General features: G+C 69.9%; 17 protein-coding genes and 1 pseudogene. 10 read left to right on the top strand and 8 right to left on the bottom strand.

The genetic code is table 11. The annotated features are described in order from the left end of the window. Positions 1-237 precede the first annotated feature (237 nt). Complete coding sequence (locus ACWEVO_RS10975; RefSeq protein WP_452307359.1) at positions 238-534, top strand: hypothetical protein; 297 nt, start codon at positions 238-240, stop codon at positions 532-534. Positions 535-874: 340 nt separating this feature from the next. Beyond that, on the top strand, positions 875-1,609 hold the full coding sequence (locus ACWEVO_RS10970; RefSeq protein ID WP_452307358.1) for a hypothetical protein: 735 nt from the start codon (positions 875-877) through the stop codon (positions 1,607-1,609). 147 nt (positions 1,610-1,756) lie between these two features. On the opposite strand, the gene ACWEVO_RS10965 is transcribed toward ACWEVO_RS10970, so the two are convergent. From ACWEVO_RS10965 to ACWEVO_RS10935, 7 genes are all read right to left on the bottom strand, one after another. Beyond that, the gene (locus ACWEVO_RS10965; protein WP_452307357.1) at positions 1,757-2,461 is read right to left on the bottom strand and encodes a GntR family transcriptional regulator; all 705 of its coding nucleotides are present in this window, start codon (positions 2,459-2,461) and stop codon (positions 1,757-1,759) included. Between the two features lie 20 nt (positions 2,462-2,481). Next, a complete protein-coding gene (locus ACWEVO_RS10960) occupies positions 2,482-3,492 on the bottom strand; it encodes a proline racemase family protein (protein WP_452307356.1) in 1,011 nt (336 codons plus the stop codon). A 4-nt stretch (positions 3,493-3,496) separates the two neighbouring features. Continuing rightward, positions 3,497-4,225, bottom strand: coding sequence for an ABC transporter ATP-binding protein (locus ACWEVO_RS10955; protein WP_452307355.1), 729 nt, complete (start codon positions 4,223-4,225; stop codon positions 3,497-3,499). Then, entirely contained in the window at positions 4,218-5,033 is an 816-nt protein-coding gene (locus ACWEVO_RS10950; RefSeq protein ID WP_452307354.1) for an ABC transporter ATP-binding protein, read from the bottom strand. Before ACWEVO_RS10950 ends, ACWEVO_RS10955 begins: the two co-directional genes overlap by 8 nt. Continuing rightward, the gene (locus tag ACWEVO_RS10945) at positions 5,030-6,067 is read right to left on the bottom strand and encodes a branched-chain amino acid ABC transporter permease (protein ID WP_452307353.1); all 1,038 of its coding nucleotides are present in this window, start codon (positions 6,065-6,067) and stop codon (positions 5,030-5,032) included. The genes ACWEVO_RS10950 and ACWEVO_RS10945 overlap by 4 nt, the downstream gene beginning before the upstream one ends. Next, positions 6,067-6,960, bottom strand: a complete 894-nt coding sequence (locus tag ACWEVO_RS10940) for a branched-chain amino acid ABC transporter permease (protein WP_412821565.1) — start codon at positions 6,958-6,960, stop codon at positions 6,067-6,069. The genes ACWEVO_RS10945 and ACWEVO_RS10940 overlap by 1 nt, the downstream gene beginning before the upstream one ends. Positions 6,961-7,024: 64 nt before the next feature. Next, positions 7,025-8,197 carry a branched-chain amino acid ABC transporter substrate-binding protein gene (locus ACWEVO_RS10935; protein WP_452307352.1) on the bottom strand — a complete coding sequence of 391 codons (1,173 nt, stop codon included), beginning with the start codon at positions 8,195-8,197 and terminating at the stop codon, positions 7,025-7,027. A gap of 202 nt (positions 8,198-8,399) precedes the next feature. Between ACWEVO_RS10935 and ACWEVO_RS10930 the strand changes: the two genes are divergently transcribed. From ACWEVO_RS10930 to ACWEVO_RS10895, 8 genes are read left to right on the top strand one after another with little or no spacing between them, the layout of a single operon-like run. Further along, on the top strand, positions 8,400-9,308 hold the full coding sequence (locus ACWEVO_RS10930) for a dihydrodipicolinate synthase family protein (RefSeq protein WP_452307351.1): 909 nt from the start codon (positions 8,400-8,402) through the stop codon (positions 9,306-9,308). Between the two features lie 3 nt (positions 9,309-9,311). Beyond that, the gene (locus ACWEVO_RS10925) at positions 9,312-10,316 is read left to right on the top strand and encodes a proline racemase family protein (protein WP_452307350.1); all 1,005 of its coding nucleotides are present in this window, start codon (positions 9,312-9,314) and stop codon (positions 10,314-10,316) included. Between the two features lie 50 nt (positions 10,317-10,366). Beyond that, positions 10,367-11,740, top strand: a complete 1,374-nt coding sequence (locus ACWEVO_RS10920) for an aldehyde dehydrogenase family protein (RefSeq protein ID WP_452307349.1) — start codon at positions 10,367-10,369, stop codon at positions 11,738-11,740. Further along, positions 11,740-13,026, top strand: a complete 1,287-nt coding sequence (locus ACWEVO_RS10915; protein ID WP_452307348.1) for an aconitase X — start codon at positions 11,740-11,742, stop codon at positions 13,024-13,026. Before ACWEVO_RS10920 ends, ACWEVO_RS10915 begins: the two co-directional genes overlap by 1 nt. Continuing rightward, positions 13,007-13,459 carry an aconitase X swivel domain-containing protein gene (locus ACWEVO_RS10910; protein ID WP_452307347.1) on the top strand — a complete coding sequence of 151 codons (453 nt, stop codon included), beginning with the start codon at positions 13,007-13,009 and terminating at the stop codon, positions 13,457-13,459. Before ACWEVO_RS10915 ends, ACWEVO_RS10910 begins: the two co-directional genes overlap by 20 nt. Further along, positions 13,456-14,391 carry an ornithine cyclodeaminase family protein gene (locus tag ACWEVO_RS10905; protein ID WP_452307346.1) on the top strand — a complete coding sequence of 312 codons (936 nt, stop codon included), beginning with the start codon at positions 13,456-13,458 and terminating at the stop codon, positions 14,389-14,391. Before ACWEVO_RS10910 ends, ACWEVO_RS10905 begins: the two co-directional genes overlap by 4 nt. Next, on the top strand, positions 14,384-15,532 hold the full coding sequence (locus ACWEVO_RS10900; RefSeq protein WP_452307345.1) for an NAD(P)/FAD-dependent oxidoreductase: 1,149 nt from the start codon (positions 14,384-14,386) through the stop codon (positions 15,530-15,532). Before ACWEVO_RS10905 ends, ACWEVO_RS10900 begins: the two co-directional genes overlap by 8 nt. Next, a complete protein-coding gene (locus ACWEVO_RS10895) occupies positions 15,529-15,804 on the top strand; it encodes a (2Fe-2S)-binding protein (protein WP_452307360.1) in 276 nt (91 codons plus the stop codon). Before ACWEVO_RS10900 ends, ACWEVO_RS10895 begins: the two co-directional genes overlap by 4 nt. 3 nt (positions 15,805-15,807) lie before the next feature. Here the strand turns inward: ACWEVO_RS10895 and ACWEVO_RS10890 are convergent. Then, positions 15,808-15,895, bottom strand: a pseudogene (locus tag ACWEVO_RS10890) (inositol monophosphatase family protein); the annotation flags it as partial.

Raw genomic sequence — 15,895 nt, 5'->3', positions numbered from 1 at the left:
TGCGCGACGCGTACGCGGCCACCGACGACACCGACCAGTTCGCCAGGTACCTGGACGAGTTGCGTGGACAGCACCGGCGCCGGCCGGCGTTCCTGGCCAAGCTCGACGCCGCCGGCCTCCATCCCGGTCGGTAGAGTGCCCGCCCGTGGCAGTCCGCATCGACATCGACGCGTTCCGGGAATCCGTCCCCACCACGGTGGCTGAGGCTGCGGCGGTCCGGCGGCGAGCGACGAGGCGGTGCGCGCGATGGTGAAGCGCTGCAGGTCCGGTCAGCACCCCGAGGGCGACTTGGACGAACGCGTTGTCGGTTTCTACGAGAGCCTGCGTGCCCGCTACCCCGACTTTCCGCCGCACCCCGATGACTCGCCCTGGATGTCGATGCCACTCGAGGCCGGAATTGATCACGTCAGCATGAGCACGAGCTTCGGGCAGCAGAGCACTCCCGCCATCGCACTGGTCGTGGATCTTGCAGCGCGGTATGGGCTGACGATCTGCGACCCGCAGGGCGATGACGTGTCAAGACCTGACAGTTGATGTCCGAGCGCCGTTGGGGAATTGCGCCAGTCGACCGCGGCGAGCCGACCAGAGGCCGACACATTGAGCGAGTAGCAGTGGAAACCCGGGTCGGCCACCCCGGCGTCCTTGGACAGCACCCACGAGAGGTGGCCCTCCGGCAACCACCGGCGGACGATTTGTGGGCCGAGATCCCACCGCTGCTGCTGCCCGACCGCCCGCCGCCCCCCTTACTCCCCGGGCGCCGGAGGATGCTCAATCACACCACCTGCCGCGCCCGGCCCCTGCCCGCCGGTCGTCTCGAGGGGCTGGTCCGGGCGAGGGCCGGGTGAGTGGGCAGGGTGTCCGTAGGGTTGGCGGCATGTTCGAGGGTCTCGACGCGCTGCATATGGCGTGTGGCGAGGGAGGGGACCACCGTCGGGGGTGGGAGTTCGTCCGTGCGGTGGCCGCGGCATTCGGCCGACCGGTGATCGAGGGCGATGGTGCCGACGCCGGCCGGTTGCAGGCGGCCGAGGACCGTATCGGCATCTTGCTGCCAGCCGCACTGCGTGAGGCTTACCTGCTGTTCGGTCGTCGGAGGGACCTGACCGCCGCTCAGGACCGTCTGGTGTTGCCCGAGCAGCTTCGAACCGACGCCGACGGCGTCCTGGTCTTCCGCTTGGAGGCCCAGTACTGCGCGTGGTGGGGCGTGCCGGCCGGGGTTGTCGGCCAGGACGACCCCCCGGTCGTGGTGAACATCGGAGACGGCTGGGTGCCGTACTCGGATCGGCTGTCGCTTGCGCTCGTGGAGATGGTGCTGTCGGAGGCGATGTTCTCCGCCGAGGAGGGCAACGTCGACAACCGGGCATTGGACGAAGCGGCCACCGCAGCTCTGGGCGCTGCGTTCGAGCGCCTGCCGTTGCCGGACTTTCCCTTCTGGGCCGGGATGGACGGGCCGCCGATCCGCTGGTTCGCTGGCCTCGATGTGCTGCTGCGCGACGACGGCGGGACGTGGCTGTGGGTCCACGGCCGGACCCCGGCAGCGGTGAAAGCCGTGCGGCGTCGGTTGCCCGGCGAGTGGCTGATGGCCCCAGACGACGAGGACGGCGAGGGCTGAGGCGTCGGGCGAAACGAAGCTGGGGATCTCACCAGGGACGGCGGGCAGCCGCTGCCGCTGGTCCGACTGCTCACGGACGCGCTCGCCACCCTGGCCGTCGGGATTCTGGTCGCGCTGGATAGACAGGGCTTCGCGTGGTGTTGGCGGTCAGGGTTCGTGGTAGCCAGCCCAGGAGCCGCGAACGTGGCCGATGTGGCGTCGCATCAGCGCCGCCGTCCCCGGCACATCGCCGGCCACCACCAGATCGACGATCTGCTCGTGTTCGGCGGCCGACCGCCCCAGCTCGCCACGCTCGGCGAGCCCTTGCAGGCCGTACAGCCGGCTGCGGGCCCGTAGGTTTCCGACCACGTCAATGAGATGCCGGTTGCCGGCGAGGGCGAGCAGCGAGAGATGGAAACGCCGGTCGACCTCGACATAGCCGATGAGGTCGCCGGTTTCGGCGAGCCGCTCCACCTCCCTCGCCAGGGGACGCAGTTCCTCGACCGCTGCCCTGGTGGGCTCGTTGATGGCCCGGGCGATCTCGGCCACGGTGGGCACCTCGATCAGCGCACGCAGCGAGGTGATCTCGTCCAGGTCCCGGTCACTCAGCTCCTTGACCCGGAAGCCCTTGTTCCGGACGATCGTGACCAGTTCCTCGTTGGCGAGGTCGAGCATCGCTTCGCGCACCGGCGTGGCGGAGACACCGAACTGCTCTGCGAGTGTCGGCACGGAGTACAGCACGCCGACGCGCATCTGCCCCGTGATGACCGCGCCACGCAAGACATGGGCGATCTCCTGCCGGAGGTTGGGCCGGCCCCCTAACTGCGGCAATGTGAGCGCGCCCGGGGCCAGGCGCCCGGTGGCGTCCGTCACGGTGTCACTCCTTGTTCTCTTCATCGCAGCGTGAATCCCAGTCCGACGGGATCGTTGGCTTCAAGGACGAAATGGTGTTCACCAGTCCGGTAGGCCATCCCTCGCACCTCGGAAACGTAGGCCGGACGACCCTCTGCTTCCAGCTCCTGCACGACGCGGCCCAGGAACCGTGTGCCGACCACCGAGTCGTGCGTTAGCACCTGGTCAGGGGCGAGTTGCCCCGTTGATGCTAGCAGCGCGATCCGCGCGGAGGTCCCTGACCCACAGGGTGATCGGTCCGCCTCACCGTCGGCGAAGACGGTGATGTTGCGCTGGTGCGGGCCGCCGGACCGCCGGCCGAGATCCTCGAACAGGATTGTGCCGTAGATTCCGTCAAGCCGCGATTCGCTGGGATGCCGGGCCCATTCGGTTCCGTTGAGTTTCCATTTGATTTCCCGGCCGAGTGCCAGCAGGTCACCGTAGTGCTCTGGGCTGACCGGGAGCTCGAGGGCTGAGGCGTCGACGGAGGCGTAGATCGCGCCTCCGTAGCTGACGTCCGCGCGTACCGGGCCCCGGCTGGTGTTCACGGTGATGCCCTGACCCAGTACGTACGCGGGCACGTTGCGGAAGCTGACCTCGCGCACCTCGCCGGCCACACAGGAGACTGTGGCCGTGACGCGACCTGACGGTACGTCGATCACCACGTCGGTCTCCCCGTCCGGGCGGGCGTCCACGAGCCCGCTCCGGACGGCCCACGCACCCAGCGCGATGGTGCCGTGTCCGCATGCCGTCGAGTAGCCGTCCTTGTGCCAGAACAGCACCCCGAAGTGTGCGCCCTCGTCGTCTGGCGGCACGACGAAGCAGCCGTACATGTCGGCGTGGCCACGAGGTTCGTTGACCAGGAGTCGGCGCACCGCGTCGACCTGTTCGTCGCGCTGGGCGTGCTCGCGCCGTTCCAGCACGGTGGCGCCGGGAATCTCCGGGACGCCTTCGGTGACGATGCGGAACGGCTCTCCCGCCGTGTGGTAGTCGGTCGCGCGAATGTCCAGCATCGCCTCAGGCCCCCAGGTACGCCTCGACCACGCGGGAGTCGCGCGCGAGTTCGCTGGCCGCTCCCTGCAGGCTGATGACACCGTTCTCCACCACGTACGCGCGGTGAGCGATCTTGAGTGCGGCGCGGGCGTTCTGCTCGACGAGCAGCACCGACGTGCCGTCGGCGTTGATCCGGCGGATCAGATCCATGATCTGGGCCACCACGAGTGGCGCGAGCCCCATCGAGGGCTCGTCCAGCATCAGCAGTTTCGGCCCGGCGACCAGCGCGCGGCCGACGGCGAGCATCTGCTGCTCGCCGCCGGACAGGTAGCCGCCCTGCTGGTTGCGCCGCTCGGCCAGCCGGGGCAGCAGGGAGTAGACCTCGTCGATCCGGCGGTTGACCACGGCCGCGTCCTGCACCAGGTAGCCACCGAGCTGGAGGTTCTCGTGAACGGTCAGCCGGGAGAAGATGCGGCGCCCCTCTGGCACGTGCACCACCCCCGCGCCCACGATCTCCCAGGGCTTGGCTTTGGTGATGTCCGCGCCGAACGCGCGCACGGTGCCGCCGGTGGAGCGCACAACCCCGGAAACCGTGGCGAGGGTACTGGTCTTGCCCGCGCCATTGTTGCCGAGCAGAGTGACGATCTCGCCCTCGCCGACGGTCAGGCTCAGGCCCCGGATGGCGTGGACGCGGCCGTAGTGGACGTCGAGAGCGTCGATTTCGAGTGCACAGGGGCCGGTGACCTCAGTCATGGCTCATCTCCTCGCTCGTGGCTTCCTCCTCGTCGTCCTTGCCGAGGTACGCCTCGATCACGGCCGGGTTGCGGCGTACCTCCTCGGGAGTGCCGTCGGCGATCTCCCGGCCGAAGTTCAGCACGACGATCCGGCGTGACACCTGCATGACGAGATCCATGTCGTGCTCGATGAGCACGATGGCGATGCCCAGCTCGCTGATGTGGTGCAGCAGATCGAGCAGTTCGTTCTTCTCGCCGTAGTTGAGGCCGGCGGCGGGCTCGTCCAGCAGGATCACCTTGGGCCCGCGGGCGAGGGCGCGGGCGATCTCGACGCGCCGCTGCTCGCCGTACGGAAGGTTCCGCGCCAGGCCACCGCGGTCACCGCGCAGGCCCACGAAGTCGAGCCAGCGGTTCGCCTCGTCGGTCGCCTCCCGTTCGGAGCGTCGGAACCGCGGCGTGTGCAGTAGCGCGTCGAGGGCGTTCTGCCGCAGCCGGAGGTGCATCCCGGCGCGGACGTTGTCGAGCACCGTCAGCTCACCGAACAGGCGCAGGTTCTGGAAGGTGCGCGACATCCCCCGGGCCGCGATCGCGGACGGCCGCAGGCCGGTGATGTTCGCGCCTTGCAGCGTGACCGAGCCACCGGTGGCCTTGTAGAAGCCCGTGATGCAGTTGAACGCGCTGGTCTTGCCGGCACCGTTGGGTCCGACGAGCGAGAGGACGTCGCCTTCGTTGACCCGGAAGGTCAGCCCGTCGACGGCCTTCACGCCGCCGAAGTCCAGGTGCAGATCCTGCACCTGGAGCAGCGGTGCGGGTTCTAGCGTGCTCACGGCACCACCTCCTTGGCCTTGTGCGTGTCATGCTCCTTGGCCTTGCGCATGTCACGCCGGGACTGCCGTTCCATGGCCCGCGCCGGCCACAGTCCCTGCCGACGGAAGATCATCACGACGATGAGCAGGATCCCGAATACGAAGTACCGGTAGTCGGCGGCCTGCCGGAGAAGCTCGGGCAGCACGCTGATGAAGATGGCGCCCAGCACGACGCCGGGCGTCGAGCCCATGCCACCGAGCACGACGGCCATCAGGATGAGGGCCGACCACAGGAAGGTGAAGCTCGGTGGGGAGATGGCGGACAGTTGGGCGCCGAAGAGGATGCCGGCGAGGCCACCCCAGATGGCGCCGCCGATGTAGGCGGCGAGCTTCACACGGTATGTGTTGATGCCCATCGCCTCGGCGGCGTCCTCGTCCTCGCGGATGAACCGCCAGGCGCGTCCGAGCCGGCTGCGTCCGAGCCGCGCCGCGCCGAGGACGGCCAGGGCGACGACGACCACACAGGTGTAATAGAGGCCGACCGGGCTGCTCAGGTCGAGCCCGAGCAGGGTGATGCCCGGGATCCCGTAGATGCCGGACGGCCCACCGGTGATGGTGAGGTTGTTCGCCGTGATCCGGATGATCTCCCCGAAGCCGAGTGTCACGATCGCCAGGTAGTCGCTGCGCAGCCGCAGGGTAGGCCCACCGATCACGATGCCCGCGACCACCGCCGCGACGATGACGACGGGCACGGTGGCCAGCAGCGGCCATCCGTACCTGGTGGCGAGGACACCGCTGACGTAGGCGCCGATGGCGAAGAACGCGGCGTACCCGAGGTCGAGCAGGCCGCAGTAGCCGACGACGATGTTGAGGCCGACCGCGAGCATCACGAACAGCAGCGCGGAGGTCATGACCGACAGGGCGTAGTTGGTCGCGGTGATGAACGGCGCCAACAACGCGACGGCCAGTGCGATCAGGCCGAGGTAGCGGTTCTGCTGGATGCGCTCGAAGAGCGCGCGGGCGCCGGCGGATGACGTTGCGGAATTGGTGGTCATCAGACACGCTCCGTAACGCGCTCGCCGAGGATGCCGGTCGGACGAAGCGTGAGGAAGACGATGAGGAAGCCGAAGGCGAAGACGTCGCGCCACTGCCCGCCGATCCAGGCGGTGCCGAAGGATTCGAGCATGCCGAGCGCCAGGCCGCCGAGCATCGCGCCCTTGATGTTGCCGATGCCGCCGATGACGGCCGCGGTGAACGCCTTGAGCCCGATGATGAACCCCATCAGAAAGTCGATCTTCCCGTAGTAACCGCCGGCCATCACGCCGGCGGCGCCGGCGAGGGCGGAGCCGATGAAGAAGGTGCGCGCGATGATGGCGTCGACGTTGATGCCCATGTACAGGGCCGCCGTCGGGTCCTGGGAGATGGCGCGCATGGCCCGCCCGGTCCCGGTTCCCATGACGAGCCACTGGAGGCCGGCCATCAGCAGGACCGCGATCAGGATGAGACTGGCCTGCTGGATGGTGATGCGGGCGCCGAGCAGGTCGATCGAGTCGCCCGCCAGCCGGACCGGGTAGACCTCCGGGTTGGGCCCGGCCACCAGGCGCATCCCGTACTCGAGCGCGAACGAGGCGCCCACAGCGGTGATCAGTACGGAGAGTCGGGGCGCGCCGCGCAGGGGACGGTAGGCGATCCGCTCGAGCAGGAGGCCGGCTGTTCCGGTCACCAGCATCGAGATGATCAGGACGATGAGCAGCGCCACGAAGCCGAGGCCGGTCGCCAGCCCGCCGGCGACGCTCAGGACGCCGAAACCGACGAACGCACCGAGCATGTACAGGTCGCCGTGGGCGAAGTTGAGGAGCCTGATGATGCCGTACACCATGGTGTAGCCCAGCGCGACCAGGGCGTAGAACGATCCGACGAAGAGACCGTTCCAGATGAGTTGGGTCATGGGAGCCCTTCGAGGAACGCCCCGGCGGCGCGCTCCTAGGAGGGCGCCGCCGGGATCTGACGATCTACTGCAGGGTGTCCTTGAGGACGATCTTGCCGTTCTGCACCGCGAGGATCTGGAAGCCACCGCTGGAGAGCGTGTGGTCGGGCGTGAACTTCAGCGGCCCGGAGAACAGCTGGAAACCGTCGATGCCCTCGAGGGCCTTGATGACGGCGCCGCCGTCGGTCGAGCCGGCCTGCTTGACCGCCTCGGCGGCCACCCGGACGGCGTCGTATGCCTGGGTGGAGTACGGGCCGGGGTCGGCGCCGAACTTGCTCTTGTAGTCCGCGATCCACTTGTCGGCGCCCTGGATCGTGTCCGGGGTCTGCGTCATGGTGGCGAAGACGCCCTCGGCGACGGCGGGGCCGGCGATGTCCACCAGCTTCTGGTCGACCGATCCGTCGGCGACCATGATCTTGCCGGTGTAGCCGGCCTGCCGCAGCTGGCGGATGATGAGGCCGCCCTCCTGGTAGTAGCCGGTCCAGTAGATGAAGTCCGGCTGGTTCTTCAGGATGGCGTGGACGTTGGCGCTGTAGTCGCTCTCACCTGCGGTGACCGACTCGCGTCCCGCGAGGGCCGGCGAGCCCGTCAGCAGCTTGGCGGTGGTGTCGGCGATGTCCTTGGAGTAGCTGGTGTTGTCGTCCATGAGGGCGACCTTGGTGGCACCCACCTTCTTCATGAACTTGAGCGCCGCGTCGGACTGCTGCACACCGGTGCCGTTGATCAGGAAGACGTTCTTCTTGTGCTGCTTGACCAGTTCGTTGGAGTTGGCGGCCGGGATGAGCATGGGCACGTCGGCCTTCTCGAAGATCGGCAGCGTCGGGAGCGTCGCACCCGAGCAGTAGCCGCCAACCGAGATCTTCACACCCTCGGTGACCAGCTTGTTGGCGCCCGCCGTGGCGCTCTTGGCGTCGCACGCCTCGTCCTCGACCTTGAGCTCGAGCTTGCGCCCGTTGACGCCGCCCTTGCCGTTGATCTCGTCGACGGCGAGTTGCGCACCGTTCTTCATGTACGGGCCGATGGCCGAGCTGCTCCCCGACAGCGGAGTCAGCATGCCGAGGACGATCGGCCCGTTGTCCGATGACCCGCCTCCTCCCGAGGCGAGCCCGTTACCACAGGCGGAGAGCATCATGGCCGCCACCGCCGCGCTGCCCACGAGGGCGACTCGCGACAGCCGGCGGGTCAGATATGCGGTCATTGTCCAACCCACTTCCTCAAGGACCGACGCGCGGACGGCCCAAGTAGCGATCGGTAGCACTGCTGTGTGACGTAGCACCGCACTATGGCACAGGACACACGGTCGCTCCAGAGGAGCACGTGGCGGTGTTACCAAACGTTGATTTGAGGAGGCCGATCCTCTGTGTGATATTTTACTGACCCCCACGAAAGGGCTCATTGACATGACCGCATCCCCCGCTGCCCGTACCCGCCCCTGGCACGGCGTGCTCGTCGCGACCGCCCTGCCCTACCGCGACGATCTGTCCGTGGACTTCGACGCCTACGCCGAGCACGTGCGGTGGCTGGCCGAGAACGGCGCTCACGGTGTGACCCCGAACGGATCCCTGGGCGAGTACCAGGTGCTGACCAAAGAGGAGCGCGCGAAGGCCGTCGAGGTGGCGGTCCAGGCCGCCCCCGAGGGCTTCGTCGTCATGCCGGGCGTGGGCGCCTACGGCGCCCTGGAGTCGCGGCGCTGGGCCGAGCAGGCAGCCGAGGCCGGCGCGCAGGCCGTCATGGCGCTCCCCCCGAACGCATACCGCACCGACGAGCGGGCCGTCCTGGAGCACTACCGCGAGATCAGCAAGGCCGGCCTGCCGGTGACCGCGTACAACAACCCGATCGACACCAAGACCGACCTGACGCCTCGGCTCCTCGCCACGCTGTACAACGAGGGCCTCATCGTGGGCGTCAAGGAGTTCAGCGGCGACGTGCGCCGCGCCTACGAGATCTCAGAGCTCGCGCCCGGACTGGACCTGATGATCGGCACCGACGACGTCGTCCTCGAGGTCGGCATCGCGGGCGCCAAGGGGTGGGTCGCCGGATACACCAACGCCTTCCCCCAGTCGACCGTGGCGCTCTACGAGGCCTCCGCGGCAGGGGACCTGGAGACCGCGCTCCCGCTGTACCGGCTGCTGCACCCCCTGCTGCGCTGGGACTCGAAGACCGAGTTCGTACAGGCGATCAAGCTGTCCATGGACATCGTCGGCCGTAAGGGCGGCGTCTGCCGACCGCCGCGGCAGCCGCTGACCGCCGAGCAGGAGCAGTCGGTCCGCGCCGCGACCGAGGCAGCCCTCGAAGCCGGACTGGCCTGAGACATGCGCGCACGCCGACTGCTGCACGCCGTCGACTCGCACACCGAGGGCATGCCGACCAGGGTGATCACGGGCGGTGTGGCACCACTGCCCGGCGCCACGATGATGGAGCGCCGCCGCTGGTTCCTCGACAACAGCGACCACCTCCGCACCTTCCTGATGTACGAGCCACGCGGGCACTCCGCCATGTCCGGAGCGATCCTGCAGCCGCCGACCCGGCCCGACGCCGACTGGGGCGTGCTCTACATCGAGGTGTCCGGCTGCCTGCCGATGTGCGGACACGGCACCATCGGGGTCGCCACCGTACTGGTGGAGACCGGCATGGTGGAGGTGACCGAGCCGGTCACGACGATCCGCCTGGACACGCCCGCCGGCCTCGTGGTCGCGGAGGTCGCCGTCTGCGACGGCGCGGCCAAGGCGGTCACGATTCGCAACGTGCCGTCCTACTCCCACCAGTTGGACGCGACGGTCGAGGTGCCCAGCTTCGGGACGGTCCGCTACGACCTCGCCTACGGCGGCAACTTCTACGCGATGGTCCACCTCGAAGACCTCGGCCTGCCGTTCGACCGGGGACACAAGCAGGCACTGCTGGACGCCGGGCTGGCGATCATGGAAGCGATCAACGAACAGGACCGCCCGGTCCACGTCACCGACCCCGACATCAGCGGATGTCACCACGTACAGCTCATCGCTCCCGGCTCGGACGCCCGGCATTCGCGCCACGCGATGGCCATCCACCCGGGCTGGTTCGACCGGAGCCCGTGCGGTACCGGCACGAGCGCCCGCATGGCGCAGCTGCACGCGCGTGGCGAGCTGGCGTTGCACACCGACTTCGTCAACGAGTCCTTCATCGGGACGCGCTTCATCGGCCGGCTCGTGGAAGAGACCCGGCTGGCCAACGGCGTCACCGCGGTGGTACCGACCATCACCGGACGCGCCTGGCTGACCGGCACGGCCCAGTACTTCCTGGATCCCGACGACCCGTTCCCAGCGGGCTTCCTTCTCTGACCTGACCTCATCCCCACCCGGCCCACGTACCGACGCTGAGGGAGCACTTCGTGATCAAGAGCTACTCACCGCACGCACCCGAAGATCTCGTCGCCGAGGCGCCCGTGGCCGGTGCCGGCGAGGTGGCGAAGGCGTTCGCCCGCGCTCGCGCGGCCCAGGCCCGGTGGGGGCGCGGCCCCGCGGCCGCGCGGGCACAGGCACTGTCCGACGCTGCCGACGCGGTGGCGGCAGCGTCCGACGAACTGACCCAACTGGCGGTTCGCGAGGTCGGCAAGCCACTCGGCGAAGCGCGCGGTGAGGTAGCTCGGGCGGTGGCCATCCTTCGCTACTACGCCCAGCAGGTGTACGACCCGGTGGGCGCGATGCACGAGCCGTCGGCCCTCGGCCTGCTGTTCACCCGGCGCCGACCGCTCGGCGTCGCCGGGCTCATCACCCCGTGGAACTTCCCGATCGCCATCCCGCTGTGGAAGGCCGCCCCGGCATTGGCGTTCGGCAACGCCGTGGTGCTCAAGCCGTCGCCGGACGCGACGGCGACGGCGTTGCGACTGGCCACCCTGCTCGACGAGGTCCTGCCCGAGGGGCTGTTCACGGTCCTTGCCGGTGACGGCGACACCGGCCGGGCGATCGTGGCCGAGGCCGACGTGGTGTCGTTCACCGGATCCACTGCGGTCGGTCGCGACGTGGTGCGCTCGGCCGCGGCCCGCGGGGTGCGGGTACAGGCGGAGATGGGCGGCCAGAACCCGGCGATCGTCCTGCCCGACGCCGACGTGGAGTCCACCGCCAGGCAGATCGCCGCGGCCGCGATGGGGTTCGCCGGCCAGAAGTGCACGGCGACCAAGCGGGTGATCGTCGTCGGGGACGTCGCGCCGTTGCGGGACGCGCTCGTCGCGGCGATCGAGGCGCTGGGGTTCGGCGACCCCGCGCAGGCGACAACCGCGGTGGGGCCGGTCATCAGCGAAGCCGCCCGGGACAAGGTGCTGGCCGCCGCCGGCAGCGCGACCGCGGCCGGGGCCCGGCTCCTGACCGGCGGCGTGGCGACCGACGACCCCGGCTGGTTCGTCCGTCCGGCCCTGCTCGAGGATGTCCCCGCCGACCACCCGCTCTCGTGCGACGAGGTGTTCGGGCCGATCGCCACGCTGCACGCGGTGCGTACGCGCCAGGAAGCGGTCGCGGTGGCCAACAATGTTCCACAGGGACTCGCCGCCGGCGTGTATACGCGCGATCTCACCGCCGCACTCGCAACGGCGGACGCGTTGGAGGCCGGCCTGGTGAAGGTCAACGCACCGACCACCGGGGTCGACTTCTACCTGCCGTTCGGCGGCGAGAAGGCATCCAGTGTGGGCGGCCGCGAGCAGGGCAAGGCCGCGCAGGACTTCTTCACCTCGCTGCACACGGTGACGCTGGCCCCCGGCGAAGGAGCCTGATGCCCGGCGATGACGGCCTGGTCCTCACCGCTGAGGAACAGTCGATGCTGGCCGGAGAGCACGGCCCGGCCACCGCGATGTGCATGCGGCTGATCGTCGGGGTCGCGCGCGCGAACGAGGCCGAGCGGCTGGTGCCGATCGAGTCGGCGCACGCCGACGGCTGCCTGTACCACGGCGTGGCGGGGCTGGAGTTCACCGAGCGGCTGGTCTCCCTCGGCGCACGGGTGCGGGTGCGCACGACGCTCAACGTCGGCTCGCTCGACCTGCTGCATCCCGGGCTGGTACGCGCCGACGCCGAGGTGGCCGAGAACGGCCGGCGCCTGATGGACGCGCACGTGGCCCTCGGCTGCGAGCCGATCTGGTCGTGCGCGCCGTACCAGTCCGGCCACCGCCCGACCGAAGGCAGCCATGTGGCGTGGGCGGAGTCGAACGCCATCGCCTTCGTCAACTCGGTACTCGGGGCGCGCACGGACCGGTACGGCGACTTCATCGACATCGCCGCCGGCGTTGTCGGCCGGGTCCCCTACTCGGGCCTGCACCTGGAGCGAAACCGCGCCGCCGCGCTGGTGCTCGACTTCTCAGCGATCCCCGCCGCGCTGCTCGACGACGACGTCGCCTGGCCCGCGATCGGGGCAGTGCTCGGCGAGCTCGCCGGGACCCGGGTCGCGGCGCTCACCGGGCTGCCGGGCGACCTGAACGACGGCGGGGTCACCGAGGACCGGCTCAAGGCGCTCGGCGCGACCGCCGCGTCCGCCGGCGGCGTCGCGCTGTTCCATGTTGTGGGGGTGACCCCGGAGGCGCCGACGCTGGACGCGGTGCTCGGGCCTGAGGCCACCACGGTGCCGGTGACGGCAAACGACCTCAAGCGAGCGCGCGAGCGGCTCAGTACCGCCGCTACGGACTCACTCGACGCCGTCAGCCTCGGCACCCCGCACTTCTCGCTCGCCGAGTTCGCGGCGCTGGCGCTCGAGCTGCGGGGCGGCGCGTCGTTCAGCTCGTCGGTTGACGTCTTCGTCTCGACCAGCCGGGCCGTGCTGGCCGAGGCGGAGGCACGCGGGTACGCCGACGCGGTGCGCGACGCGGGTGGCCGCGTCCTCACCGACACCTGCACGTACGTGACGCCGGTGCTGCGCGACGGGATCCGCACCGTGATGACGAACTCGGGCAAGTGGGCCTGGTACGCGCCGGCCAACCTCGGAATCGACACTGTGCTGGGAAGCCTGGCCGAGTGTGTCGCCTCAGCGAGAGCCGGGAGGGTGGTACGCGATGAGCGGCTGTGGGGATGACCCGGTGACGCTGTCAGGCCGCTCCCTTCATCCGGGACAGGCGGACGGCGCCGTACTCGCGCTCGACGAGCCGCTCTCGTTCTGGGGCGGGGTCGACCCTTCCGGGGTGATCGTCGACGCCCACCATCCGCAACGCGGCTCCACGGTCGCCGGGCAGGTCCTCGCGATGCAGGCCGGGCGCGGCTCCAGCTCCTCCACCGCCGTGCTCGCGGAGCTGATCCGGTCGGGCCACGCGCCGGCGGCCCTCCTCCTGGCCGAGTGCGACGCGATCCTGGTGATCGGGGCCCTTGTCGCCGCCGAGATCTACGACGTCGCGCTGCCCATCGTGCAGCTCGCCCACGACGATCTGGCACGACTGCGCACCGGCACCCGAGCCGCCGTCCTTGCCCACTCCGCACCCCTTGCGGCGACCGTCATGGTGAAAAGCCGATGACCGCGACACTGCCATTGCTCGACGAGGCTGACATCTTCGGCTTGGTGCCGTTCGCCGATGCCGTCACCGCACTGGCCAAGGCCCTGTCCGACGGGCTGGATCCGCAGGCGTCCCTACAGCGTTCCATTCACGACGTGGAGCACGGCCAACTGCTGCTGATGCCCGCCGAGACCGCTGCCGTCGTGGGCGTGAAGCTGAGCACGGTGGCTCCGGGCAACTCCGACCGTGGGCTCCCCCGCGTCCAGGCGCTCTACGTGCTGTACGACCGGGTCACGCTGACCCCGGTGGCGCTGCTCGACGGCACGGCCCTGACCACGTTGCGAACCCCTGCTGTCTCCGCAGTCGCGGTGGACCACCTCGCCGCGCCCGAGTCGCGGCACCTGGTCGTGTTCGGCTCCGGCCCGCAAGCGTGGGGGCATGTGGAGGCGCTCCGGGCCATTCGCCCCCTGGGCAACGTCACGGTGGTCGGTCGGGACCCCGACCGCGCGGCGGCCCTGGTGGCCCGTGTCGGGGACAGCGGTCCGGACGCACGCGTGGGCAGCCACGAGGACGTCGCGGATGCGGACGTGGTGGTGTGCGCCACCACCGCCCGCCAGCCGCTTTTCGACGGCCGCCGGTTACGCCCGGGAACCTGTGTCGTCGCCGTGGGCTCCCACGAGCCGGACGCCCGTGAACTCGACGACGCGACGATCAGTTCTGCCGAACGGGTGGTGGTCGAGTCCCACGGCGTCGCCCTGCGCGAAGCGGGTGACATCATTCAGGCCGTGCGCGCCGGCGTCGTCCGCGAGGACAGCCTCATCGAGCTTTGCGATGCGGTGCACCTGGCACCCACCGCCGGTTCATCGGTCTTCAAGAGCGTCGGCATGGGCTGGCAGGACCTCGTGGTGGCCGATCTGGCCTACCGGCGCTGGACGGAGACGACGCATGCCTGACGTGGTCATCGTCGGAGCCGGCATCGTGGGCGCGGCCTGCGCCTACTATGCCGCGCGCGAGGGACTGTCGGTGACCGTCCTCGAGCGGGGGACGGTGGCCGGCGGCACCACCAGCCGCGGTGAGGGCAACATCCTCGTCTCGGACAAGGCGCCCGGCCCGGAACTGAACCTCGCTCTGGCGTCCCGCACGCGCTGGCTGGAACTGGCCGCCGAGTTCGGCCCCGATCGGTTCGAGCTCGAAGAGAAGGGTGGGCTCGTGGTGGCCACCTCGGATCCGGGTGCCGCGGCCCTGACCCGGTTTGCCGAGGGGCAACGGGCCACCGGTGTGGCGACGGCCGCGGTGAGCGCGAACCAGCTCCACGACCACGAGCCCAACCTCGCCCCGGACCTGCCCGGAGGAGTCTTCTACCCCCAGGACATGCAGGTACAGCCGGTACTGGCGGCGGTGTCGCTCCTCGCGATGGCCCGGTCCCTCGGCGCCACGGTGGTTCGCGGCGAGGAGGTCGTGGCGGCCGAACGGGGTCCGGACGGACGCGTCACGGCGGTCCGGACGCGCACCGGCAGCTATCCCACCAACGCGGTCGTCAACGCCGCCGGAACCTGGGGTGGCCAGGTCGGCGAGCGGCTCGGCGCGCCGATCCCGATCCTCCCCCGCCGCGGGTTCATCCTGGTGACCGAGCCGCTGCCCCGGGTGGTTCGGCACAAGGTGTACTCCGCTGACTACGTCGAGAACGTCGCGTCCGACGTCGCCGGGCTGGAGACGTCCACCGTCGTCGAAGGTACCCAGGGCGGGACGGTCCTCATCGGCGCGAGCCGGGAGCGGGTGGGGTTCGACGACACCATGTCCGTGGACGTGCTGCGGCGGCTGGCCTCGCTGGCGGTACGCATCTTCCCCTTCCTCGCCGACGTACGGCTGATGCGGACCTATCGCGGGTTTCGCCCCTACTGCCCGGACCACCTGCCGGTCATCGGTCCAGACCCCCGGGTTCCCGGGGTGTTCCACGCCTGCGGGCACGAGGGCGCCGGCATCGGTCTCGCCCCGGCGACCGGCGAGCTGATCAGCCAGATGCTGATCAACGGTCAGCCGGACATCGACCCCTCGGCGTTCGCGCCATCGAGGTTCGCGCAGGTGACCGCATGAGTCAGCCACACTTCTCCTTCGACGGTAGCCAGATCCCCTTCCGGCCCGGGCAGAGCGTGGGCGCGGCGTTGACCGCGGCCGGGGTGCGGTCGTGGCGCAGCACCCGACGCGCCGGCCGGCCGCGGGGGTTGTTCTGCGGTATCGGCGTGTGCTTCGACTGTCTCGTCGTCGTCGACGGGCGCCCGAACGAACGCGCCTGCCTTCGGCTTGCCGAGTTCGGCATGGAGGTCAGCACGCAGGAAGGAACCGGTCACGGTGACCTCGAAGTCTGAGCGGATGAGGATGTCCAGGTACTCCCGGCCGGCGCAGTGCTGGCCGGGGAGCAGCTCGCCGATCCGTGCGCCACCCGCCTCAACGGCACGC

The organism is Micromonospora sp. NPDC003776 (assembly GCF_053605645.1).
Note: the sequence above shows the minus strand (reverse complement) of the source record. Positions and strands in the feature narration are given on the sequence as shown.